Below are 24,363 nucleotides of genomic sequence, written 5' to 3'. Positions count from 1 at the left end.
CCGTTGACTCAACGATTGACCGAGGCGGCAGGGATGCGCAGCACCAGATACGCGCCGATGAACAGCACGCCGGTAATCAGGTACATACCGATGGCGCTCGAGCCGGTCGTGGTGGTGATCCAGCCGATCAGATAGGGCGAACAGAAGCCCGCGAGATTGGCGAAGCTGTTGATTCCGGCGATCCCGGCGGCCGCCGATACCCCGCCCAGCAGAGTGGTGGGCAGCATCCAGAACATTGATGATGCCGAGAGAATGCCCGCTGCAGCGAGGCACAGGCTGAGCACCGACAGCAGCAGATTGCCGCCGAACAGCGCCGCCAGACTCAGCCCGAGCGCGCCTGCGATCATCGGGCCGACCAGGTGCCAGCGGCGTTCTCGATGCTTGTCGCCGCTGCGCCCCATCAACAGCATCACGACGATTGCGCACAGGTAGGGAAGGCTGGTCATCAGACCGATATGCAGCGGGTCGGAAACGCCTGCATTGCGAATCAGCGTCGGCAGCCAGAAGGTGATCGCGTACTGGCCCATCACCACGCAGAAGTAGATGCACGCCAGCAGCCATAGACGCTTGTCGCGAATGAAGGCGCCTACCGACGCGTGTACCACTTTCTGGCTGTTGTCCTCTCGCAGCTCTTTGTTGACCAGTTCCTTTTCTTCAGCGGACAACCATGTCGCCTGATGCACGCCATCCTTCAGATAGCTGAGTACCAGCAAGCCGACGATCACCGTCGGGATCGCTTCGAGGACGAACATCCATTGCCAGCCGGCCCAGCCATGAACGCCTGCGAAGCGGGTCATGATGTAGCCCGACAGCGGGCCGCCGATCATCCCCGACAGCGGGATGGCGATGAACCACAGCACGGTCATGCGCGCGCGGCGATAAGAGGGGAACCAGTACGTCAGGTACAGCAGCAGCCCGGGTGCCAGACCGGCTTCCGCCACCCCGAGCAGAAAGCGCAGGGCGTAGAACTGCCAGGCAGTTTCGACAAAGGCGAAGAGCGCGGAAATAATCCCCCAGGAGATCATGATGCGGGCGATCCAGCGTCTGGCACCGACCCGGTGAAGGATCAGGTTGCTGGGCACCTCACAGAGGAAATAGCCGATGAAAAACATGCCTGCACCCAGCCCGTAGACGGTTTCGCTGAAGGCCAGGTCGTTCATCATCTGCAGCTTGGCGAAGCCGACATTGACCCGGTCCAGGTACGCGCACAGGTAGCACAGCATCAGGAACGGCATCAGTCGCCAGGCGGTCTTGCGGTAGGCATTGGCGCGCGTGGTCGACACCGCGTCGAGGGTCATGGTGGTTATCATGATGGTCTGATCTCTTGTTTTTATAGATCGCCAGGCAACCGCCTGGCGTATCGTCGATCCAGAACAAACACAGGCTGTTTGCCAGCCCGTCCACTCGCGGTCAGTGAATCAGCATGCCGCCGTTCACATCCAGCGTTATACCGGTGAGGTAGGACGACAGGTCGCTGGCCAGAAACAGCGCAGCATTGGCCACGTCCTGCGCCGCGCCCAGACGACCCAGCGGGATGCCATCGATGATCGCGTGACGTCGCTCGTCCTGCATCAGACCGCCGGTGATATCGGTATGGATCAGGCCGGGGGCGATGGAGTTGACACGTACCTGATCGGGTCCGAATTCCCGCGCCATTGCCTTGCCAAGTCCCAGCACGCCGGCTTTCGCTGCGCTGTAATGAGGTCCGCCGAAAATGCCGCCGCCGCGCTGGGCGGAAACCGAAGACATGCACACGATACTGCCCGAGGACTGGGCACGCATGGTCGGGATCACCGCTTGCGACATGAGCAAGGTGCCGCGCAGGCTAACGTCGAGCACCTTGTCGTAATCGGCAGGGCGGATGTCCAGGGTCTTGATGGGCTGTGTGATACCGGCGTTATTCACCAGGATGTCAATGCGACCGTAGTGCGCGATGATTTTGCTGACGGCCTCGTGAACCTGGTGTTCGTCGGCGACGTTGGCTGCCAGGCCCAGATGACCTTCGCCCAGTGCGGCGGCGGCATCGCGTGCTGCGGACTCGTCGAGATCGATGATCACCACACGTGCGCCATGGTTGGCGAAGGTGATCGCGGTTGCGCGACCGATACCGCGCGCCGATGCCGCACCGGTGATCACTGCAATTTTGCCTTGAAGAAGCATGAGGGTTACCTCTGATTATTGTTATGGGTTCGATTCGGGTGATCGATGACTTCAGAGTGTTCCCGGTGTCGGTCCTGAGCAATGCCGCAAAAATCACTGGATGCTGAAAAAAATTCACCTCTCGTCAATTCGGCAGGTGAGTGGTTGAATGAACGAAATTCAAATAATCGGACACAGCGGAGCATCCATGCGGCCTGATGACGAGGCACCTCTGAGCCTGCCACCGCTGAAAGCGCTTCAGGCCTTCGAGCAGACGGCGCGTTTTGGCAATCTGGCCAGAGCCGCCGAAGTGCTGGACCTGACGCCGTCGGCAGTTAGCCACCAACTGGCTCGTCTGGAGGCCTTGATTGGTCGCCAGCTGTTCGTTCGGGCCGCCCGTGGTGTGACCCTTACGCCGGTGGGTGAGCAGTATCTGAAAGATGTCTCTGGAGTGCTGCACAGCCTCGCCGTCGCCACCGAGCGTGCCGCCAGCGATGTCAGCCTCGATTGCCTGCGTCTGCATTCTGCGCCCAGTTTCGGGCTGCTGTGGCTGATGCCGAGGCTGGAAGCCTTTCGGGTAAGCCACCCGGACATTCAGATCAACCTGTCGTGTTCTTACGAGTCGCTGCATTTCAGCAGGGACAAAATCGACGTGGATATCCGGCATGGCAGGCCGAACTGGCCGAGTTATGAAGTGCGCACCTTGCGTGACGAGAAGTTCGCTGTGCTGGCGTCTCCGCAATTATTGGCGCGCCGTCCGGTGGAGAGCGCCGCTGGCTTGCTCGACCGCGAATTGATTCTGTCCGAGGCCACACTGCTGAAATGGCCTGAATGGTTTGCCCGGCATGGCCTGGCTCGCCCGGAAAAACCCTACGCGCTGAGTTTCGACCGCTCATACATGACACTCGAAGCGGCCAGCCACGGGCTGGGGTTCGCGCTGGAAAGTACGCTGCTGGCGCAAAAGTACCTGGCCACGGGCGAGCTGATCGAAGTTGCCCCTCAAGCCCTGACTGCACCGGTCGCCGCGCACCATCTAGTATTCCCCAAGGCGCACTCGAGCTTCCCCAGAGTCAGGCGATTTCTTGAATGGATGGAAGGCGAACTGGGGCAGGGATTTGTGTTTTGAACTGTGCTGCCTGTGGTCTGGCAATGTGATGCTCAATGTCCCGGATGGCGTGCCAACGTGGAATGTAGGCACGCCAGTCAAGCGCTTCTAGACCACCAGCCGATGCGGTTGCCAGGCGCTGCCCTGCTGGTCTTGCGCGTCAATCACCAGACTTTGCCTTGCCGGTGCGTCAAACATCGAGCGCAGGTTTTTTTCGATGGTGTTGCACAGGTCTTCCATGCGGATCCGGTGCTGGCTGGCGCCGAACGGAGCTTGCAGGTCAGTGCCGATGCGGTCCATTGCCAGCAGCATGCAGCCGACCACCGTGGATATCGCCGGGGTGAACCAGCCCAGAGTGGTCACCATGCTCAGCGGCATGATGATGCAGAACAGCGTACTGAACAGTCTGGGGAAATAGACATACGGGTAAGGCAGCGGCGTATTGGCGATACGCTCCATGCCGCCCTGGCAGTTGGACAGTTCGACCATGGTCGACTCCAGTCGCGCCAGACGGATGCTGTCGATTCGCCCTTCGGCAAATTCTTCGGAGATCATGGCCGCCGAGCCATTGAGGATGTCATTGGGAAAGTTATTGCTCTCCTTTGCGCGCTGAATCTCGGAAACCGGTAACAGCCCTTCGAGTTTTGCTGTGCTGACATCGCCTTTCAAATGAGCGCGCAGTACCCGCAGATAAGCCACGTGACGATTGAACAATACTTCTTTCACCGGGTTGCCAGGCTCGTTGGCATTGCCTTCAATCAAGGTCAGCACCTGGCGGCCATAGCTGCGCGAGCTGTTGACCATCGCGCCCCATAACGTGCGAGCTTCCCACCAGCGGTTGTAGGCGCTGGTGTTGCGAAAACTGATCAGCACGATCAATGCCGAGCAAAGCAGCGTGAGCGGCATCAGTGGGAGATCTATCCCCGCACCCTGGATCAACATGAAGTCCATGGTCACGGCCACGTCCCAGAGCAGAAGCCAGAACAGTGACCAGCCAACGTAGGTGACCGTTCTGCTGATGCACCGCCATTTTTTTTCAAAAGGACCAGGCATTGCGGCACTCCTTTGCTGGGTTGGAAGAGGTTTGGCGCGGTCAATCAACACACCACGCTGCAAACTTACTGACCGAGGCTTAAAGCTCGCTTAATTCTCCATGGTGGCGAAACAGTTACGCCTGTCTTGACCATTTCAACAGCTGGAACCCCCGGCACCCTTGCGACCACACAGCCTTGTCGGTCCTCTTCGCTGACGGGCTCCCGGACGTTTGCAATTGTTACCACTCTCGGACCGACGCCCCATTGCCTTGCCTGTTCGCAGGCCAGTCGTCCGGCCAGACCCGTCTCGTCGCGTTGCTACGCAACTTACGCAATAGAGAGGGAGTTTCAATGCACATCAACCGAACCGGCAGCCCGCAGCCCAGCATTGAGCTGGAGCTGGAGCGCTTTTATTCCGCATCGCAATCATTGGCCTCCAGTTCCGTACGCGAGCTCAGCCCTGCCGAGCAGACCATGTTGGATTCCATTACCGATTACCTGAAAGATCATGTGTTCGCTGCGCACAAACTGCCGTTGAGTGAGTCGTCCGTTGACCAGGACGCCGTTCATGCGCACAACGAGCAGATCGACAACATTATCGACTCTCGCGCCAGACGTTTGCTGGACGAGGGCGAAACGCCTGCCACCATTGCCGACACCTTCGCCAAGGCGGAGAAGTTCGACAGGATGGCAACCACCGCTTCGACCGCGTTGCGCGCCACGCCGTTTGCCGCTGCGTCAGTGCTGCAATACATGCAGCCTGCCATCAACAAGGGCGACTGGCTGCCGACGCCGCTCAAACCCCTGACGCCATTTGTGTCCGGAGCGCTGTCCGGGATCATGGATCAGGTCGGCACCACGGTCATGAATCGCGCCACGGGCAACCTGCACTACCTGAGCACCTCGCCTGAGAAACTGCATGATGCGATGGCGGCTTCCGTGAAGCGTCATTCGCCGGGTGTCATGCGTCAGGCGGTCGATCTGGGCATTGCCGTTCAGACTTACAGCGCGCGTAATGCGGTGCGTACCGTACTGGCGCCAGCATTGGCATCCAGACCCGCCGTGCAGGGTGCGGTCGACATCAGCGTGTCGGCGGCAGGCGGCCTGGTGGCCAACGCGGGGTTCGGCAATCGGATGCTCAGTGTGCAGGCGCGTGATCATTTGCGCGGCGGTGCATTCGTGCTCGGCATCAAGGACAAGCAACCCAAGGCAGACTTGAGTGAAGAAACCGACTGGCTCGATGCCTACAATGCGATCAAGTCAGCCAGCTACGCCGGCGCGGCGCTGAACGCCGGCAAGCGGGTGGCGGGTCTGCCGCTGGACGTCGCCACCGACGGCCTGAAAGCAGTGAGAAGCCTGGTGTCGGCCACCGGTCTTGCGCAAAACGGGCTGGCCCTGGCAGGCGGCTTTGCCGGCGTGGGCAAATTACAGGAGATGGCGACCAAAAATATCACTGACCCGGCTACCAAGGCGGCGGTCAGCCAACTGACCAATATGGCCGGCTCGGCAGGCGTTTTTGCGGCCTGGACCACCGCAGCGGTCGCAACCGATCCCGCAGTAAAAAAAGCCGAGTCGTTCTTGCAGGATACGGTTAAATCGGCGGCGTCGAGTTCGACCAGCTATGTCGCTGACCAGGCTGTCAAGCTGGCCAAGGCGGGCATTGACGCGAGTGGTGAAGCGATTGCTGCGACGGGGGCATCCTTGCGTGACACATTACGTCGTCGCAATGCTCGTGAGCCGGACATCGAAGAGGGTGGCATTGCAGCGGGTTCACCGAGCGCGGTGCCGTTCCAGCCAGGACGCGCATAAGCGTTTTCCACCATAGCCAGTAAAGGAAAGGGGCGCCCTACACGGAATGCGCCCCTTTGCTTGTTCCTCATGTATGCGTCGTATCAGAGCTCGGTGTGCTGGGTAGACGCCTTGGTCTTGTCATAGGCGTGCTTGACGTCGGTCATGGCGATGTCGCCAGTGGCCAGTTTCAGATCGTCACTGTCGCTTTTGACGAGTGCGAACTTGCCGTGGGTTGCGTCCACGCCATTGAGCTCGACACTCATGTCATCAAACTGCTTGCCACCATTGGTACGGACCAGCGTGCCGAAATCGGTGGCCTTGAAACCGTCGACTTTCAGGTGGGTATCGGCATTGAGCTGAATGACCTTGTCATCGGCACCGTTGGCGCTGCTGTTAGTGATGTTCAGGTTGGTCACTTTTGCGCCTCCTTCGCCCTTGACCGTGATCATGTCTTCACCGACGTTCTGGGCGTGCACGTTATCAATGGTGACTTGCTCCGAGTTTTTGGCATTCACGTGGATGCCGTCGGCTTCGTTCTCACCCAGGTTCACGTTTTTCAGCACAGCGCCTTCGGCCAGTTCGAACAGGGGCTTCTGATGTTCGTCCTGGTCGCCGGTGCCCATCGACTTGTCGGCGGTAAAGGTTGCACCGTGACCGTCAAACACCTGGCCAGCACCTACTTTGATGGTGTCTTTCACGACATTGACGTTGCCGGATTGCTCAAGGGATCCCGTTGTATCCGAAACCGTGCCGTTGCCCGAGCTGCGGCCAGGGTTGGCCAGTTGCGGGGTGACTTGAGGCGTTACGCCATCACCGCCACCGCCACCGCCACCGGTTCCGTCCTCGGTCGAAGGCGTGCCGCTGCCGTCTGCGCCAGTCGACGCATAACTACCGCCGCCGTCACCTTCAGTGGTCGGGGATGTACCGCCACCATCGCCACCACCCGTCGCCGCCGTTGTACCGCCGCCGCCCTCGTCACCGCCTGAAGTCGCCTCAGTACCGCCTCCGCCGTCGTCCCCGCTTGAAGCCGCCTCAGTACCACCGCCACCGCCTTCGGTCGATGGCGTACCGAGTCCGCCATTGTTTTGAAACGGGTCTTGCCACTCGTTGGCGTCCTGACCCGTGTCCTGTTTTTTATTAAGGTTCATGAGCATTTGCAGCAGCGATGTGACGAGCGCGCTGAGCAGCTTGACGACGTTGGATTGAGGGTCAGTTGCAGCACTGCTGTCGGTGGGGCTTTGAACCGTATTGTCGGGTTTTCCGAAACTGACGTCTTTCTGGCTGGCAGTGTCGAACAGCAGGGCACTCGGGTCGACGGCCTGTGCAGTGCTCTCCTCGCTGAACGTATTGGTCTGCGGGCTTTTGCCGCTCAGCGCCGACAAGTCCAGCTGGGTTGAAGCGGGTTGGTAGGAGGTGGAGGAGTTGATACCGATGCTCATGGTGCTTTACCTCGATGGGATGGACATATGAACCAGCGTCGTCTTCCGGAGTTACCGGCGTTGATCGCCGCGTCCTTGTCGGGTTCTATAGGTCGATGAGGACTCTGCCTTGGCGTTGCCCGAAGTGAGTGGCAGCACGGGGGGATGGGTTCCCGTTTGTGTGCGTTGACTGGCGATGACTCCGCTGCACCGGGCTGGAGAGGGCGACTCGCGCCAAGGAACCAAAACGCCTTGCCCTCCGACTCAGTGCGCACACGCCAGCAAAAAAATGGTGTGGACCCACAGCGCACCGAGAGGCTGTTAAATGAACAAAAATGATGAATATCAGACACTTATCAATGAGATTTGCACGCTCAGCCTGATCTCCGAACCCGAACGTTTTTACGAGTCAGCCAATTTCAAAATCAGCGACGTCGACTTCACCCTTCACTATCAGGACCGCGACGAGGGGCGTGCGATTCTGATCTACGGGGATATGGGCGCGCTGCCCGCGCGCAATCGTGACAGCGCCTTGCTGGCGTTGATGGACATCAACTTTCATATGTTTGCGGGTGCCCACAGCCCGGCTTTCTCCTGGAATGCCCAGACCGGCCGAGTGCTGCTGATGGGATCGGTAGGCCTTGAACGAGCGACAGCCGAGGGCGTGCTGCTGCTGATGAAGTCCTTTGCCGACCTGGCCAGAGAGTGGCGCGAGCACGGTTTCATGGGACCGGTGGGTACTGCGAGCGCCTCGGTCAGTACGCCTGCTTCCAAGGCAACCATGCGTGATACGCCTGCGAGCTCCGGGAGGTTCCAATGACTGGCATACGAGTCGGCGGATCAGGCAGTACCGAGATCGTTCAGGCGAACCAGCCGCAGCCGTCTGCCGCTGTCACCCAGGCTCATCCACACGCGGTAAGCCCGAGCAGCAACCCGCCGCTGACCGCCAGCCAGTCAGCCGCACAAGCGCCGGAAAGCTCGGCGGCCGGTGCCGCTCGCCTGCCAGTCGCGCCGCGACATCTGCCGACATTGGAGAAGTTTCGTGCCGAACAGCCCACCGTAAAGGGCACCTCCACGCCGACCATCAGCGCTAACGCGGCGCTGCTGATCGGTAGTTTGTTGCAGTCTGAAAAACTGCCCTTCGAGGTCATGGCCGCCCGTTTGTCGCCTGAGCGTTATGCGTTGCAACAGTTTCACGGCTCCGACCTGCAGCAAGCGCTCGGACGATTCGCTGAGCCAGGGCATCAGCCAGGCAAGGCCGAGACCGAACAACTGATCAAGGGCTTTGCCCAGTCGCTCGCAGACCAGCTGGAACACTTCCAGCTCATGCATGACGCGACGGCTGATGCATTCGGCCCAGGAGGGCTGCGCGACCGCAACACGCTGGCGGTCAGTCAGGCGGCGCTTGGCGAATACGCCGGTCGGGCGAGTAAGTCCATCGAAGCGGGGCTGAACCACAGTCTTGCAGTGCTGGACGAACGCATCGCCGCGCTGGACAGCCAGTTGGAGGGCGGCACTGAGGACAGCAGACCGGGTCTGCTGATGGACCGGCAGGCGCTGGAAACGGCCAGGGCGATGCTGAGCGACCTGCACGCCGACTTCTGCAAATCGCCTGAAGCCAAGCGGCTGAATGCCGTTGCCGCTCACACGCAAATGGATGCTCTGATCGACAAGCTGAACGTTGATCGCAACTCGGTCGGCGGCTGGAAGGGGTTCGGTCCGATCGTCGCGGCAGCGGTGCCGCAGTTTATGGTGTCCATGCTCCACCTGGGGTATATCCGCACGGCCACCGGTGACGCGATGAAAGATGCCGTTCCCGAAAAAAGCGCCGACGCGAGCATGAAGAGGGCCTTGGCCGTAGGACTGACTGCCGGGGTGGCTCACGAGGGCGTTACCAACCTGTTGAAGCCTATGGTTCAAGCCGGGTTTCAGAAAGCCGGCCTCAACGAGCGGCTGAATATGGTGCCGCTCAAGGGGATTGATACTGACTCGGTGATTCCCGACCCTTTCGAGTTGAAGAACGACAACGGCGCACTGGTCAGAAAAACGCCTGAGGAAGCCGCTGAGGACAAAGCCTTCGTCGAAAGCGAGCGAGCGGTTTTGAATCAGAAAAAGGTTCAGGTTTCGTCTACCCATCCACTGGGTGAGATGATCCCCTACGGCGCCTTTGGTGGCGGGCAGGCGGTACGCCAGATGCTCAATGATTTCAATCTGCTCAATGGCCAGACCCTGTCGGCCAGAGCGGTGACCTCCGGGATCGCCGGGGCCATATCAGCCACCACCCAGACCATTGCACATCTGAACTCGACCTATGTCGATCCGCGCGGGCGCAAGATCCCGGTCTTCACCCCGGACCGCGCCAATGCCGACCTGGGCAAGGACCTGGCCAAAGGCCTGGACCTTCGCGAACCGGCGGTACGCACCGCGTTCTACAGCAAGGCTGTTTCAGGTGTGCAGAGCGCAGCGCTGAATGGCGCGCTGCCACCGGTTGCCGTCCAGCCCCAAGGTGCATCCGGCACCCTCAGCGCGAGGAATATCCTGCGCAACATGGCGCTGGCGGCAACCGGTTCGGTGTCTTACCTGTCGACCCTGTATGCCAACCAGTCGGTCACGGCCGAGGCCAAGGCCTTGAAAGAGGCGGGCATGGGTGGCGCAGTGCCGATGCTGCCGCGTACTGAAAGCGCCTGGAACACTATTCGCCATCCGGACAGAGCTTCACTGCCGCATACGTTCCAGCCGGATACCCTGGGTGGTGTCCCCAGAGCCGTTGAAAGCGCTTATCACATGGGCAGAGGGGCGTTGCAATTACCGACCCAATTGGTGGTGGATACACTCCGCGGGGTGGAGGACGGCGTATCGAAAGGTGTTTCGGCCTTGCGCAATTCACGCAACGCGCCAGAGACACCTTTGCCTGCGGACAACGCTGACCCCGTCGATGTCGAACTGAGTTCGATGGAGGAGGGCCGTCGAGGCTGATAAATACACGGGGGGGCTGTGTCCCTGGCGGCCCCTTTTTGTGGAACCGACAACGCCAGGCAGCCACTCACTGCCTGGTCAGCTCAGGCTTTTCTTAAAGGACTATGACGATGAATACCTCGCAACATGAGTTTTCCCGTTTCATCACTGCGCTGGGTGCCCAGCTTGGCACTTCGCTTACCTGGCAGAACGGGGTATGCGCGCTGTATGACGGCCAGGACAACGAAGCCGCCGTCATCGAGTTGCCCGAGCACAGTGAGATGGTCATCTTTCATTGCCGTGTCGGGCGCTGCCCTGAACGCTCTGCCGATTTGCAGCACTTGTTGAGCCTGAACTTCGACGTCGCCCGCTTGCACGGTTGCTGGTTTGCCGTCGATCAGGGCGATGTACGCTTGTGTGCGCAACGTGAGCTGGTGTCGCTCGATGAGCCAGCCTTTTGTGACGTGACACGTGGCTTTATTGCTCAGGCACGCGAAGCCCGCGCATTTCTGCACGCCTGAACAGGCGGGGCTGCACGTAAAAGCGCCGCTCCATGCTGCGCTTTTGCGTTGTTTCAGCTATCAGCTTTTGACTTCGAAGCCCGACAGTTTCAACTCGCCTGCCGCCTCTTTCAGCGACGCCGAGGGCCGCGACAGCTCCCCGTCGAACGTGTAGCCGATGGGTTTGTCCTGGTCTTCGCCATAGATGAAATTGATCCGCCCGAGGGTCTTGTTCACGCTCAACGATGCGCCGCTGTTGTAGCTGATCAGTGGCGTGGGTGACGTGAAATTCTCGGTCTGCGGTGGGGCATGGAACACCACCAGCCTTTTGATCCTCATGTTATTGCGATTTTCCAGAAGGCCGGAGAGTTGGGTCTGCGTCAGCGTACCCCTGCGGCTGCCTTCGTCGATGTCGTCGATCAGCGAGTCTTTCGGTTCAAGGCGTACCCGGGCGAGGGTGCCCTGGCTGTTTTCAAGCTGCTTGACCATGGCGCTGAGCGTCGGGTCCTGACGCATGTACTCGGCGACCCTCGCCGCGTTGCCGGGCGCACTGGCTTCGCGTATCGACCCCATGATTCTGGTGAGGATGCTTTCCTTGCTCAGGCCTGACAGGCTGGTCTTGCTGGTTTCGAAGCGGGCATTGTCCAGCACGCTGTGATTGTTGACCGACGCTTCGTGTTGCACGACCGCCCGTTTCAGGTCTCGAAGCGCCTTGTATTGCGTATCGTTCTGCGACGGCTTGTCGGCAAACAGCGCTTTGAGCCCGTCAAGTCGAGCCTGAATGGCCTGCTCAGGGTTCATGTCGGCGTAAAGAGGGTTCAGCGGATCCTTCAGGTTTGCAAGGCGGGCGGTCGTGGCTTTATCCTTGAAGGCCGCACCGAGACTTTTCGATAGTTTGTCCAGGCTCTCGGTGGTCATCGGGGTCGCTACGTTAAAGCGGAACTTGACCCGTTTGACGGTTTTGTCATCAATGGTCACGTTCGCTGCGACCCCCAGGTTATTGGCTGCCGATTGCGTCGCTGGCGTCGGCCCGGCAGCGGAGGCGGGTGTCGCTGTGGCGTTGGTATGCGTGCCACCGATCTGACCGCGTACCTGTCCGCCGACGTTCAGGCTGTTGAAAAGACGCGGCCGGTTCTTGCCGCCTTCGCGCAGCTCTGTCTTGTCGTTCTTCTGGGTCAGTGAGTAATCGGTGTAGCTCAGCAGGTTGACCGTGACATTCGCCGCCACGCCCAGACGCGCAACTGCGGAGAGCGGCGCGCTGTCGGCCTCCGACAGACCGAAGCCGACGCGCATATCAGCGCTGAAGCCTGTTGTGATATCGAAATTGAAGCGCCGCGCTTCATAGGTTTCGTGGTCCTTGACCTTGTTCAACAGCTGCAAGGGGTTGAGCTTGCCTTCGAACAGATCGTCGACGAACCCGTCGATTTCGTCGTCCGCCACATTGAAGATCACCCCGGCACGCTGGCTGGCGGCAGCGGTTGCGGTCACGTCTCCGCCAAGACGGAAGTTCGGGGTCATCTTGCGGTTGTTGCCGATATCGACGCTGCGGGCAGGGTGGTTGTCGTCGAAGAACCCCGGCCAGTAGTCCTTGCCGCCGCCCACGCCGCCGCTGATATTTCCGGCCGCTTCTCTCATCAGGTACAGGGTCACGCCACCTTCGCAACGTTCGGCACTGAAGAGATAGTTGCGATTACCGGTAGCCCCGGCGGTCGGCCACGGGCCTGTCGACTTGTCGGCAAGGACGGCGAACGGGCTGGTCAGGTTCAGCCCGTAACTGCGTTGTACGCCGATTTCATCGTCGCCATGCTCCAGGTTTTTGAGCATGGCCTTGAGCGTGTCGGCCAGTTCGGACTGATCCTGGCTGCCGGTTGCCGCGCGCATATTGACGCTGACAGCGTGGTCGGATTTCTTGAGCGCGTTCGAGAACGCCTTGACTGCGTCATACGCGCCTTCCAGTGCTGCGTTATCGGTAAAGCCCATGTCGGTGACCTGCTTGACCGGGTTCTCGCCATAGGTCACATCGCGTAACGAGGTCAATTCCGCTTGCAGCCTGGGCAGGTCGCTGCTGCGTGTCAGCAGCTCAACCTTGCTGATCAGCGCGCCGAGGTCTTTCAGGGTGACCAGATCCAGCGCCAGACGGGCCTTGCTTAGCCCGTGATCTTCGTTGGCATCGCGGCGCTGGCCCAGACCGATATCGGTTTTGGTGTGAGAAAGCTTTACCCCGTTGTCTTTCAGCCGCTTGAGCGTTGTGGCCGTCGGGTTTTCTGCGGATGGGGCGACTTGCGTCAGGGCGTTATCCAGCTCATTGACGAAGTCATGGCCGGAGCTTTTGAAGTTGAGCATCGACCCCAGTTCAGCCAGCTTCTTGCCGAGCTGAGTGCGTTTCGACGACTTCGCCACTGCGCTGTGCTGGTTGAGCACACCGTCGTTCTGCCTGAGATTTTTGAGCTTGCCGTAGTCCTTGCCAATGTTCTCCAACGCAGTTCTGGCGTGCTTTTCCAGTTCGTCGCGGAAGACTTCGAGTTCTTTTGCCAGCTCAGCGCCCTCAGGGCCAAGCTGCAGGCGCGCAATGCGCGCTTTCATATCGTTACCCGGGGTCGGCGGTGCGCCGCCGGCTTCATGAATCAGTTCGAGTTGTTTGAACGCGATCAGCTCTTTCTTATAGAGCTCCTTCAGGCCCTCGCGACCATGATAGCGATGCTGGATGTTGTTGCCGACGTTCTTCATCCAGCGAGGCGGTTCCAGCGTGTGCTTGTAAACGTTGGCGCGAATGGCCTCGCTGGCGGTGGGGCGATTGCTTTTCTCCATGCCGCTGCGCCCGAATGCATTGATGTCCAGCTTTGCTGTCAACCCGGTGCCTGGAATCCGCCAGGTCTTGTGCGCGCGCGTGATGCGGTTGTAAACGTCGTTCAAGCCGTTTTTTTCTACGGGACGCTGTTCGAACGCTTGCCACTGCCCCTCTTTGAGTTGCATCAGGCCTTGACCGGCGGCGTCCTCGACCTGGACGCTCAAGCGATTGTCATCATTGCTGTACAGCGCTTTGACCGGTTGGCCGTCAGGCGCTGCAAGAGGCGTCCATTTAGCGGCCAGCTGGCCTCCGAATCGGGTTGCCTGCCATGCCTCTCGCGGCATGCGATACAGCTTGCCGGTGCTGCTCAGAGCGTAAAGGTTGTGCTTTTCGTCCAGTGCCAGTTCCTTGATGTCACCGTCAATTGCGGACGTATCCAGATCAATGGGTTTGTGGTCCTTGCTATGGGCCGTCAACCTGTTCTGATCATCGAGCGCGACAAAGCGCTTGTCGCTGACCATGGCAAAAGCGGTCACGACCCGATTCTCCAGCCCTGCGATTTCCTTGCCCATCGCCACTTTGGTCGAGCGCGCTATCTGGGCCAGTGCCGTATTGTGGTCGAAGGCGACATTAGGGTGTTTAGGGGCCACGTCGAGCCTGAGCAACTTGCCACCTTTCAACACGTAGGCGTTGCTGTCGGCTCCGCGTTGCAAGCGATCGACATCCTTGATGCCTGCGTCTTTCCAGCACTGCGGCGTCGCGTCCCAACGCTGGATGCGACCGGCGCTCAAACCGACCAGACCGGCACGGTCGAGGTGCAGGCGGTCGGCCCCGACGGGCGCTGGCATAACCGTCAGGCCGCGTGTGTTGTCCAGAACCAGCGCATTGGTCAGGTTCCAGCCGCTTTCCAGCTTCGCACCCTGCTCGTCGAGCGCATGGGAGTGCACCTCCCCCTGACGATTCCTGATCAGTGCGTGCACGCGACCGTCGTCGCCGCTGATGAATCCGCTGACGCTGTTGTGGCCGCCCATTGGTTGATCGTCCAGCCTGTAGCCGGCTCGTTCGGGCATCAGGCGCAACGTTGCGTCGTTGCTTTCGAAGGCGCTGCGATCAGTGCTGTAAAGCCTGCCCTGCGTGTCGGCAATAAATAGCCTGTCGTTGCTCAGGGCGACTTCGGCGGCCTGTGCCTGACCGCCGTCGAGTTCCAGGGTTTTGGTTTTTTTCGGGGTCAGCCCACCAATCACCGGACTCATGTCGGTCAGCAGGACGGTCTGCACGTCCGAGCCGCTGAGCAGTGCCGCGGTATCGTCAGGCGCGACCGAAAATGACTTCAGGTCGTTGAACTCGGCGTGCGGCATGAACGGGCTGGAGAGATCGACGACGACATCGTCACTTTTGGCGTAGACCGAGCCGTTGCCTCCGGTTATCAGGCGGTTGAAAGCGATGTTCTCGATTTCATCCACCGGCCTCCAGCGTGCGGCGAGCGGTTCGAACTGGTACAGCCGGTCTTCGTGCACGCGCAGGCGGTCGCCGTTGGTGGTCTGATGGACCTCGGTGAGGTGAGCGATATGGGCCTTGCCTGGCAACTCCTGGCTGCGCCGCCCGTCAAGGGTGTCGATATGAATGTGGTTTTCTTCACGCTGCATGTTCACCGGCGGAGGTTTTCCGCCCGGTACCGGCAGTGTTGGCTCACTGCTGCGGATGACGGCCAGCGAGCTGTCGCCCTGCGCCAGATGCAGCAGATGCCCGTTGGCTTGCAACAGTTGGTGGCCCTGCACGCCTTGCTCACTCTGCTGCGCCAGATAGGTTTGTCCGGGCTTGGCGAGTATGTCGTTCAGCAACGCGGCCATGCCGGGCGTCTTGAACGAAGAGAAATCCGGCTTGCCCTCGGCACTCAAGCCGACAGTGCCCTGTGATTGCACGCTGCGCATCAGTTGCTCGTTCTTGAACTCGAAACGACCGCCGCTGCTGCGTTCCAGACCCGGATTGCGAGCGGGGGGTGGTCCCTCTGAATCATCCGCCTTGGTACCGGAACTGCTTGCCGCATTCGGGTCGACAGGCTGCATGGACTGGCGCGTGTCATCGCGGCCTTTCAGGCGGCCGCCGGGGGTACGGCGTTCGCGCATAGCGCTGGCGACCGCCTCTTCGTCAGTCATGGGCTCTGCGGAGAGCTGCTCCGAAGCGCTGCGCGTGAGCTGATCCTGCGGAAGATTGAACGTGACACGGCGATTGTTACGGGGGGCAGTGTCTGTCCGCGTCGATTCTTCTTCTATTTCATGCGTCGTCGTTCCTGAAGCGTTCGCCCTGTTCGTACGGGTGCGCAGAATGGACTTGGGGAGATGATCGCTGTGCGGTGGCGGGTTATCCGGCAAACGAGTGCCACGAGCGGTGTTTCTGCTGGCCTCGCGACTGGAGCGCGGCGCTGAGCTTGAGTTGGGTTGTGTACTGGGCGGCCTTGCTGCCGACTGCCGGGGTGTCCTGGATTTCTGGAAAACCTTGCCGACACTTTTCAGCAGCCGTTTTCCCATGCTCCCTAGGGAATGTGAGGAGCGCTGGGTCGGCTGTTCGGTTTGCTGCCGGAGATTTGAAGGGTTGTCGGCTCTTGCTGTCGCTTCTGGCGCAATGACGTTTCCGGTATTGCGTTTGACCGTTGGTACCTGCACGGTGCATCTCCCTTTCCTTTTGCCGCCCGACGACGGCGATTGTGTAACCCTTTGAAAAGTCCTTCAGTTCCTGTGTGGCATGGGAAAGGCACCAGTTCCAAAGAAAAATAGCTGGCTGAAACGTTTCAGGCTCGTGCGTATGCAAGCGAAATATGCCTTGCAGGGAACTGGAAAGGCGGGCTTGCCACGTAGGGGGACACGTTCAGGACATTCCGCACATGGCCGCCGTTGCCCTCCACGTTTCGTCTCCTCGCTTGCTGGCGCGTTCGGTACAGATCGCCGTTCTGGCCCTGGGGGCGCTGTGCGTGGGCTGTCAGTCAGTCGATGACTCACAGTCGCGCCTTGACCGCTTGCCGCGACTGGTCGCCGGGCTGGGGCACAGGTCTGACGACGCGCAGGTCGACCCTCGAGCTGTAACGACTGTTTCCGATTTGCCCGTCTACAACGGTGAAGACGTTTGGCAACGGGTGGCGCAGCGATGCCGGCTGGTGGACGGGCAGGGCGTTAATGAACGTATCGCTCGCCAGCGTGACTGGCTGCTGAACAATCGCGGCTTCCTGACCGGGGCCAGCAAGCGTGCCACGCCTTACCTGCATTTCATTGTCGAACGTCTGGATGAGCGCAACATGCCATTGGAGCTGGCGCTGCTGCCCATGATCGAGAGCTCTTACAATCCCTTGGCCAACTCCCCGGCGGCCGCAGCGGGCCTCTGGCAGTTCATCCCGTCTACCGGTCGCCAGTTCAACTTGAACCAGAGTGCTACCTACGACGCCCGCCGCGATGTCGTCGCGTCAAGCAAGGCGGCGATGGACTATCTGACTCGCCTGCATGATCAGTTCAATAACGACTGGCTGTTGGCACTGGCGGCCTATAACGCAGGCGAGGGCACGGTTGCACGAGCGATCGACGCCAACCGTCGACGTGGCATGCCTGTCGACTACTGGCATTTGAATTTACCCCGGGAAACCCAGGACTACGTTCCGCGCCTGCTGGCACTTTCGCTGGTGGTGCGCAATCCAGGCGCCTACGGCGTGCAACTGACGCCGGTCGCCAACATGCCGTATTTCGATGTGGTTGAGCTCAACCACACCGTAGACCTGACTCAGCTCGCCGCCACCACCGGGGTAGACGAGGCACAGTTGTTGCGCCTCAACCCGGCATTCCTGCGAAAAAAGACCCCGGATGGGCCGGGACGTTTGCTGATTCCCAAGACCCACACGCAGGTCTTGACGGCAGGTATCGAGCGGATCACCGGAGAGTCGCCGACAACCGCTGTGATCCCGGCAAGCCCCGGAAAGCGTGTGATCGAGCGTCAGCCAGCGTCACAGGTGGCCGAGCGCGCTCCGGTGCCTGGACCGTTGCAAGCAGCAGGGCGCGAGCAGACGGCAGGCCTGAGGCAGGTGCTTGAGCGCGAGCCTGCACCGGAGTCGGTACAACCGGTCAGACGTGAACCGCAACCGAAAGTCGTCCAGGTTGCCAGGCAGGAGCCTTTGCCCGGCCCAGCGCAACCCGTTCAGGCTGCCGAACAGGTGACTGTGTCCGAATCCATCCAGCCAGCGCGTCAGGCGCCACCGCAGGCGACAAGCGAGCGTTCGCTGCTGGACCGTCGTATACAAAAGAGGCTGTACATCGATGACCGTTCGTCGCCACGCAAGCGCGACGAGATCGCGTATCGCGATGAGCCGCGTGAGCTGCCGAACGGTCCTCGTGTCGTGGTGTACGCAAGCGATCCACGCCAATAACCTCTCGATTTTTTTCTCCTGAGCGCTTAAAGCACCTGAAAATTGCCTTTTTTTAGTGCTTTTTCGCGTTACCAGCGCGTGCCCGAAACCTGCGAATGAAAAATTCTGCTCCTTTTTTGCCTTTATAGGGGCGTAAAAAGGGGGGCGGACCAAGCTTTACCAAATATGTTTCTCAATGGCTCACGCAAACTTTGTAAAGAATTGTAAGGAAATACTTACACATTTTTTGAAACAATCTCAGTGATGATGAGGTATCAGCACTGCTTATGGCGGTAGGCCTTCACAGCGCTATAAGCGTGGATTGCCAGATTGTCCTACAGTGAATCCTTTCAGCTAATTAGCCATTTTCATAACCTGCAAATCCGCATTCTGAAAAGGCGCCGCGTTCGGATTGCCGAATGCGAGGGTGGCAAAAAGCTATCGCGAGATGCCCCCAAAAACTGGGACACTTCAGGATCCAACCAAGCCAGAGATGCGACCTCGTTCGGAAATCCGACTGAACTCTTGTTTATATCAGCCCAGTGGTCGAGTACTGTCTGGCCACCGGTACTCCCTATTCTAATGTGTGGAATAAGTTAAACTTTTACAGGCTTTTTGTTTGAGTGAATTAGTTGTGAGTGTCATGAAAGTTAATACAGTCAGTTCGTGTGGCTGGCTCTCCTGTTTTGGAAAAATATAGTGCCGTGAATAATTAAGGTGCTGCGGCGCCTATTAAGTTCACCAGCAGGTTCGCGGAGTGGCTATCTGTTTTTTCTGCGATTGGCAAGTTACAAATTTTTCGATTTCATTATGACCCATGATCGGGCATACGGCTGGATTCCCGTGCAGCCACGGGGGCTGCAGCGACGATTAGCCAGCGTAAGTCTATGATAATTTTGGAATAAGGATATATTAATAGGGTCATTTCAAAGCGCTTGCGCTATACCGAGTGGATCTTAAGGCACTGGCGCTACTTGATAGTGATTCTCGAATTTGTGAAATTTTTCACAGTCGCTGGGGAACTAAATGGCTATATGTGTGCCTTGTAAGACGTGGTATTAATATCCCGCCTCCCTCCCGCTATGAGAGTGATCGATGAGCACAGACATTGATAACGACGTTCGAACGTGTTGGAACGTAACTGCATTATCGGCTGGTCATCAAATTGCAATGAACAGTGCGCTACTGGATATGGACTTGCTTCTTTGCGGGGAAACCGGCACCGGCAAAGATACCCTGGCCAGCCGGATTCACGAGCTGTCGAGCAGGACCGGGCCCTTTGTCGGCATGAACTGTGCGGCCATCCCCGAATCGTTGGCAGAGAGCCAGTTGTTCGGCGTGGTCAATGGTGCGTTCACCGGCGTGTGCCGGGCTCGCGAGGGCTACATCGAAGCCTCCAACGGCGGCACCCTCTATCTGGATGAAATCGACAGCATGCCGTTGAGCCTTCAGGCCAAGCTCTTGCGGGTGCTGGAAAGCAGGGGCGTCGAGCGGCTAGGCTCGACCGATTTCATACCACTGGATCTGCGAGTGATTGCTTCGGCCCAGCGTCCGCTGGATGAACTGGTGGAACAAGGACTTTTTCGTCGTGACCTGTTTTTCAGGCTCAATGTGCTGACACTGCAGTTGCCAGCCTTGCGCAAGCGTCGCGAGCAGATTTTGCCATTGTTCGACCAGTTCACCCAGGACGTCGCCGCAGAATCCGGCCGCTCCGTTCCAACGCTCGACAATCGACGTGTACAGATCCTGTTGAGCCATGACTGGCCCGGCAACGTGCGCGAACTGAAGTCGGCTGCCAAGCGATTTGTCCTGGGGTTGCCGTTGCTGGGCGCTGAGCCGGTCGAAGCGCGTGACCCGGTAACAGGGCTGCGCATGCAGATGCGCGTCATCGAGAAAATGCTCATTCAGGATGCCTTGAAGCGACATCGGCACAATTTCGACGCTGTGCTCGAGGAGCTCGAACTGCCCCGGCGCACCCTCTACCACCGCATGAAAGAGCTGGGTGTTGCTTCGCATATCGACCTGGTAGCCGAGTCCTGAATCGCTGCTGCGCTCGCGCAACGCTGATGCCATTGGAGTCATGAAATGAATCTCGACGATGAGTTTGACGATCACCTGGATGCGGAGCGCGTACCCAATCTGGGGATCGTCGCCGAAAGTATTTCGCAGCTCGGCATTGATGTCCTGCTGTCGGGCGAGACCGGTACCGGTAAAGACACCATTGCCCGGCGCATTCACAACATGTCCGGGCGCCAGGGTCGTTTCGTCCCGATGAACTGCGCAGCCATTCCGGAATCGCTCGCCGAGAGCGAGCTGTTCGGAGTGGTGAGTGGGGCCTATACCGGCGCCGACCGCTCCCGAATGGGCTACATCGAGGCGGCGCAGGGCGGAACCTTGTACCTGGATGAGATCGATAGCATGCCGCTCGCCCTGCAGGCCAAGCTGCTGAGGGTGCTTGAAACCCGTGCACTGGAGCGTCTGGGTTCGACCTCCACGATCAACCTGGATATCTGTGTGATTGCCTCGGCCCAGGCCTGTCTGGACGACGCCGTCGAAGAAGGCAAGTTTCGGCGCGACCTGTACTTTCGCCTGAACGTGCTGACCCTCAAACTGCCGCCGCTGCGCGATCAGCCCGAGCGTATCCTGCCGTTGTTCACCCGATTTGTGGCGGCGTCGGCCAAAGAACTTAACCTCGCGATTCCCGATGTATGTCCGTTGCTTCAGCAGGTACTGACGGGGCATCACTGGCCCGGCAATATCCGCGAGCTCAAGGCCGCTGCAAAGCGCCATGTGTTGGGCTTTCCTCTGCTCGGGGCAGACTCGCAGACCGAAGAGCACCTGGCGTGCGGGCTCAAGTTCCAGCTGCGAGCGATCGAAAAGGCCTTGATTCAGCAAGCGCTCAAGCGCCACCGCAATTGCATAGACGCGACCAGCCTGGAGCTCGATATCCCACGTCGTACGCTCTACCGCCGCATCAAGGAATTGAGCATCTGATTTTTTGCAGAAGTTCTGGAACCGATTCGCGGACGCATGCCACCTAGCTGTACCAAGCAATTACGCTGGTACAGACGAAGGGGTATGACGTTATGACTATCATGAGTTCTCTGGCGGGTGCAGGTCGCGGTGTCGTCAACACGATCGGTGGTGCCGCTCAAGGCATCAACAGCGTAAAGAGCAGCGCCGACCGTAATGCTGCACTGGTGAGCAACACCGGCAGCACTGACAGTATCGACGCGACCCGTTCCAGCATCAGCAAAGGCGATGCAAAAAGTGCCGAGCTTGATGGTACTGCGAACGAAGAGAACGGCCTGCTGCGCGAATCGAGCATGCTGGCGGGCTTTGAGGACAAGAAAGAGGCGCTTTCCAACCAGATCGTCGCAAGCAAGATCCGGAACTCGGTCGTCCAGTTCTGATTTCTTGAAGCCCCTTCGCACCTGAGGGGGCTGCTACTTTGAGGAGGTTGTGATGCAGAGTCTCAGTCTTAACAGCAGCTCGCTGCAAACCCCGGCAATGGCCCTTGTCCTGGTACGTCCTGAAACCGAGACGACTGGCGCCAGTACGTCGAGCAAGGCGCTTCAGGAAGTTGTCGTGAAGCTGGCCGAGGAACTGATGCGCAATGGTCAACTCGACGACAGCTCGCCATTGGGCAAACTGCTGGCCAAGTCGATGGCCGCGGATGGCAAGGCGGGCGGCGGTATCGAGGATGTCATCGCTGCGCTGGACAAGCTGATTCATGAAAAGCTGGGTGACAACTTCGGCGCGTCTGCGGACAACGCCTCGGGTACCGGACAGCAGGACCTGATGACTCAGGTGCTCAGTGGCCTGGCCAAGTCTATGCTCGATGATCTTCTGACCAAGCAGGATGGCGGGGCAAGCTTCTCCGAAGACGATATGCCGATGCTGAACAAGATCGCGCAGTTCATGGATGACAATCCCGCACAGTTTCCCAAGCCGGACTCGGGTTCTTGGGTGAACGAACTCAAGGAAGACAACTTCCTTGATGGCGACGAAACGGCTGCATTCCGCTCGGCACTCGACATCATTGGCCAGCAACTGGGTAATCAGCAGAGTGGCGCTGGCGGTCTGGCGGGGACGGGTGGAGGTCTGGGCACTCCGAGCAGTTTTTCTAACAATTCGTCCGTGACGGGTGATCCGCTGATCGACGCCAATACCGGTCCCGGTGACAGCGGCACTACCAGTGGTGAAGCGGGGCAACTGATCGGCGAGCTTATCGACCGTGGCCTGCAATCGGTATTGGCTGGCGGTGGGCTGGGTACACCCCTAAACACCCCGCAGACCGGCACGGCGGCGAATGGCGGACAGTCCGCTCAGGATCTTGACCAGTTGCTGGGCGGCTTGCTGCTCAAGGGCCTTGAAGCGACGCTCAAGGACGCCGGACAAACCGCTACCGACGTGCAGTCGAGCGCTGCGCAAATCGCCACCTTGCTGGTCAGTACGCTGCTGCAAGGCACCCGCAATCAGGCTGCAGCCTGACCGACAACCGCCTGACGGAGAACTCACGTGACCATTTCCCACCTTGGTAATGTTAAAAGCATCTCGCCGGAACTTGGGCAGGATGTGCCACAGGGGCTCGTTTCAGAACCGGCCCAGGCGGATGTCGACATCTTCACCGCTGCCACGCAGCCGGACGGCGTTTCGAGCGGAGCGCCGCTTTCCGAACATATCGCCAGCGCAATTTCCGGCGGTCTGGGCGAAACCGAAAAAATGTCTCAGCAAGCGATGCGGTCGATGAAAAAAGCTTCCGGCACGGGAGACGCGCTGGATATCGCGGCGATGACCAGGACCCTGTCGCAATGCTCTTTGCAGACTGCGCTCACGACCAAGGTGGTGAGCAAGACTGCGCAGGCGCTCGACAAGCTGACTAACTTGCAGTAGAGGTTTCCGTGAAATTTCTGAGCGCAGGGCTGCTGCTGATTTGCATGGTGTTGCTCGGCGGCTGCAGTGATGAAACCGATCTGTTCACCGGCTTGTCCGAGCAAGACTCCAATGAAGTCGTTGCCCGTCTTGCCGATCAGCATATCGACGCGCGCAAACGCCTGGAAAAAACCGGCGTTGTCGTCACCGTCGCGACCAGCGATATGAACCGCGCCGTCAGAGTGCTCAACGCTGCCGGCCTGCCACGGCAGTCTCGCGCCAGTCTGGGGGATATCTTCAAGAAAGAAGGGGTCATTTCGACCCCGCTCGAAGAGCGCGCCCGCTACATCTATGCCCTGTCTCAGGAACTCGAAGCGACGCTTTCGCAGATAGACGGCGTCATCGTGGCCAGGGTGCACGTGGTACTTCCGGAACGCATCGCACCGGGCGAGCCGGTGCAACCTGCCTCTGCCGCGGTGTTCATCAAACACTCTGCAGCGCTTGACCCGGACAGCGTACGTGGGCGCATTCAGCAGATGGTTGCCAGCAGTATCCCCGGCATGTCGACGCAATCGGCAGAGTCGAAAAAGTTTTCCATTGTGTTCGTACCGGCTACCGAGTTTCAGGAAACCACACAGTGGGTCAGTTTCGGACCGTTCAAGCTGGACAGCGCCAATCTGCCGTTCTGGAACCTGATGCTTTGGCTGGTGCCGGTTGGCTTGGCGGTGTTGCTGCTGATCATCGCACTGCTGTTGCGCAGTGACTGGCGCGCCTCGGTGCTTCGGCGGATCGGTTTTGCCGGCCGTAGCCGCTCGACCGTACCGGCGCGCGCGTGATGGACTTGACCGCCGAGGACTATTGGACTCAGTGGTGGTGCAATCCCTGGCCATGGGCGCATGCGGGCTGGCAAAGCCGGTTCGCCGAGCGCTGCGGACTGACCGTCAGCGACTGTGAGGCCCTGATGGTCAGCCGTCACAGCGTGTTCCTGCAGAGTGTCGGCATCACGCCAAGTCAACCGCCGATGCCTGCAGCGCCGGTGTTGAGCTGGCTGGCACTGACGACCGTGCAGCGTGATCAGGCGCTGGATCTGGCGCAACGCATCTGTTTTTCCCGTAACGAAAGCGACGGACATGAGGGACAGTGGTGCTGGTCCCTGACCAAGGCGTTGCGCCCCGGTGTCTGGCTGGATCTGGAGCATGAAGATGCGCGTTTGCTGTTGGGTGCCTGGCTCGGGCCTGAGTATTGGCCGCGATTGCGTCTGGCCTGGGCGCCCGATGAGGTCGCCGACAGCCCTTGCTCGGCCCCCGAAAATAAACTTCAGACGCTGTGGCAGGCTGTTCTATGGCGTGTCACTGCGGCCTGAATATCCGCTTT

Annotated in this window: 18 protein-coding genes; 13 read left to right on the top strand and 5 right to left on the bottom strand. The window is 59.5% G+C overall.

The window, feature by feature from the left end:
* Positions 1–8 precede the first annotated feature (8 nt).
* Positions 9–1,310 (bottom strand): MFS transporter, encoded by a 1,302-nt coding sequence (locus JOE34_RS00165; RefSeq protein ID WP_003415354.1) that lies wholly within the window; start codon positions 1,308–1,310, stop codon positions 9–11.
* Between the two features lie 100 nt (positions 1,311–1,410).
* Positions 1,411–2,160, bottom strand: coding sequence for an SDR family NAD(P)-dependent oxidoreductase (locus tag JOE34_RS00160; protein ID WP_003314121.1), 750 nt, complete (start codon positions 2,158–2,160; stop codon positions 1,411–1,413).
* 187 nt (positions 2,161–2,347) lie between these two features.
* Here JOE34_RS00160 and JOE34_RS00155 point away from each other — a divergent pair, with 187 nt between their 5' ends.
* Positions 2,348–3,265 carry a LysR substrate-binding domain-containing protein gene (locus JOE34_RS00155; protein ID WP_003409043.1) on the top strand — a complete coding sequence of 306 codons (918 nt, stop codon included), beginning with the start codon at positions 2,348–2,350 and terminating at the stop codon, positions 3,263–3,265.
* An 87-nt stretch (positions 3,266–3,352) separates the two neighbouring features.
* Here the strand turns inward: JOE34_RS00155 and JOE34_RS00150 are convergent, their stop codons facing one another.
* Positions 3,353–4,297, bottom strand: coding sequence for a bestrophin family ion channel (locus tag JOE34_RS00150; RefSeq protein WP_004403052.1), 945 nt, complete (start codon positions 4,295–4,297; stop codon positions 3,353–3,355).
* Positions 4,298–4,629: 332 nt separating this feature from the next.
* Here JOE34_RS00150 and JOE34_RS00145 point away from each other — a divergent pair, with 332 nt between their 5' ends.
* Complete coding sequence (locus JOE34_RS00145) at positions 4,630–6,087, top strand: hypothetical protein (protein ID WP_003421866.1); 1,458 nt, start codon at positions 4,630–4,632, stop codon at positions 6,085–6,087.
* An 83-nt stretch (positions 6,088–6,170) separates the two neighbouring features.
* On the opposite strand, the gene JOE34_RS00140 is transcribed toward JOE34_RS00145, so the two are convergent.
* Entirely contained in the window at positions 6,171–7,508 is a 1,338-nt protein-coding gene (locus JOE34_RS00140) for a pectate lyase (RefSeq protein WP_209994917.1), read from the bottom strand.
* 304 nt (positions 7,509–7,812) lie between these two features.
* Here JOE34_RS00140 and JOE34_RS00135 point away from each other — a divergent pair, with 304 nt between their 5' ends.
* The 3 genes from JOE34_RS00135 (at position 7,813) to JOE34_RS00125 (ending at position 10,963) form a co-directional block, all read left to right on the top strand.
* On the top strand, positions 7,813–8,307 hold the full coding sequence (locus JOE34_RS00135; protein WP_004403055.1) for a CesT family type III secretion system chaperone: 495 nt from the start codon (positions 7,813–7,815) through the stop codon (positions 8,305–8,307).
* Positions 8,304–10,463, top strand: a complete 2,160-nt coding sequence (locus JOE34_RS00130; RefSeq protein ID WP_209994916.1) for a restriction endonuclease — start codon at positions 8,304–8,306, stop codon at positions 10,461–10,463. The genes JOE34_RS00135 and JOE34_RS00130 overlap by 4 nt, the downstream gene beginning before the upstream one ends.
* Positions 10,464–10,573: 110 nt before the next feature.
* Positions 10,574–10,963: a type III secretion system chaperone gene (locus JOE34_RS00125; protein WP_003314129.1), complete on the top strand. Its 390-nt coding sequence runs from the start codon at positions 10,574–10,576 to the stop codon at positions 10,961–10,963.
* Between the two features lie 60 nt (positions 10,964–11,023).
* Here JOE34_RS00125 and JOE34_RS00120 read toward each other — a convergent pair whose 3' ends face one another.
* Positions 11,024–16,393, bottom strand: a complete 5,370-nt coding sequence (locus tag JOE34_RS00120; protein WP_209994915.1) for an AvrE-family type 3 secretion system effector — start codon at positions 16,391–16,393, stop codon at positions 11,024–11,026.
* Positions 16,394–16,611: 218 nt separating this feature from the next.
* Between JOE34_RS00120 and JOE34_RS00115 the strand changes: the two genes are divergently transcribed.
* From JOE34_RS00115 to JOE34_RS00080, 8 genes are all read left to right on the top strand, one after another.
* Positions 16,612–18,135: a lytic transglycosylase domain-containing protein gene (locus tag JOE34_RS00115; RefSeq protein WP_017277763.1), complete on the top strand. Its 1,524-nt coding sequence runs from the start codon at positions 16,612–16,614 to the stop codon at positions 18,133–18,135.
* A 1,074-nt stretch (positions 18,136–19,209) separates the two neighbouring features.
* On the top strand, positions 19,210–20,154 hold the full coding sequence (hrpR, locus tag JOE34_RS00110) for a transcriptional regulator HrpR (protein ID WP_004418833.1): 945 nt from the start codon (positions 19,210–19,212) through the stop codon (positions 20,152–20,154).
* Between the two features lie 45 nt (positions 20,155–20,199).
* Positions 20,200–21,108 (top strand): transcriptional regulator HrpS, encoded by a 909-nt coding sequence (hrpS, locus tag JOE34_RS00105; RefSeq protein WP_003421872.1) that lies wholly within the window; start codon positions 20,200–20,202, stop codon positions 21,106–21,108.
* 92 nt (positions 21,109–21,200) lie between these two features.
* Positions 21,201–21,527: an Hrp pili protein HrpA gene (locus JOE34_RS00100; protein WP_003314134.1), complete on the top strand. Its 327-nt coding sequence runs from the start codon at positions 21,201–21,203 to the stop codon at positions 21,525–21,527.
* Between the two features lie 52 nt (positions 21,528–21,579).
* Entirely contained in the window at positions 21,580–22,608 is a 1,029-nt protein-coding gene (gene hrpZ / locus JOE34_RS00095) for a type III secretion system effector HrpZ (RefSeq protein WP_209994914.1), read from the top strand.
* Between the two features lie 27 nt (positions 22,609–22,635).
* Positions 22,636–23,010: a type III secretion system inner rod subunit SctI gene (sctI, locus tag JOE34_RS00090; protein ID WP_003314135.1), complete on the top strand. Its 375-nt coding sequence runs from the start codon at positions 22,636–22,638 to the stop codon at positions 23,008–23,010.
* Positions 23,011–23,018: 8 nt separating this feature from the next.
* On the top strand, positions 23,019–23,825 hold the full coding sequence (gene sctJ / locus JOE34_RS00085) for a type III secretion inner membrane ring lipoprotein SctJ (RefSeq protein WP_003314136.1): 807 nt from the start codon (positions 23,019–23,021) through the stop codon (positions 23,823–23,825).
* Entirely contained in the window at positions 23,825–24,352 is a 528-nt protein-coding gene (locus tag JOE34_RS00080; RefSeq protein ID WP_074907448.1) for a type III secretion protein, read from the top strand. Before sctJ ends, JOE34_RS00080 begins: the two co-directional genes overlap by 1 nt.
* Positions 24,353–24,363: the final 11 nt, after the last annotated feature.

The organism is Pseudomonas sp. PvP028, from assembly GCF_017832255.1.
Taxonomy (GTDB): Bacteria; Pseudomonadota; Gammaproteobacteria; order Pseudomonadales; family Pseudomonadaceae; genus Aquipseudomonas; species Aquipseudomonas syringae.
This window is presented reverse-complemented; position numbering and strand designations above follow the sequence as displayed.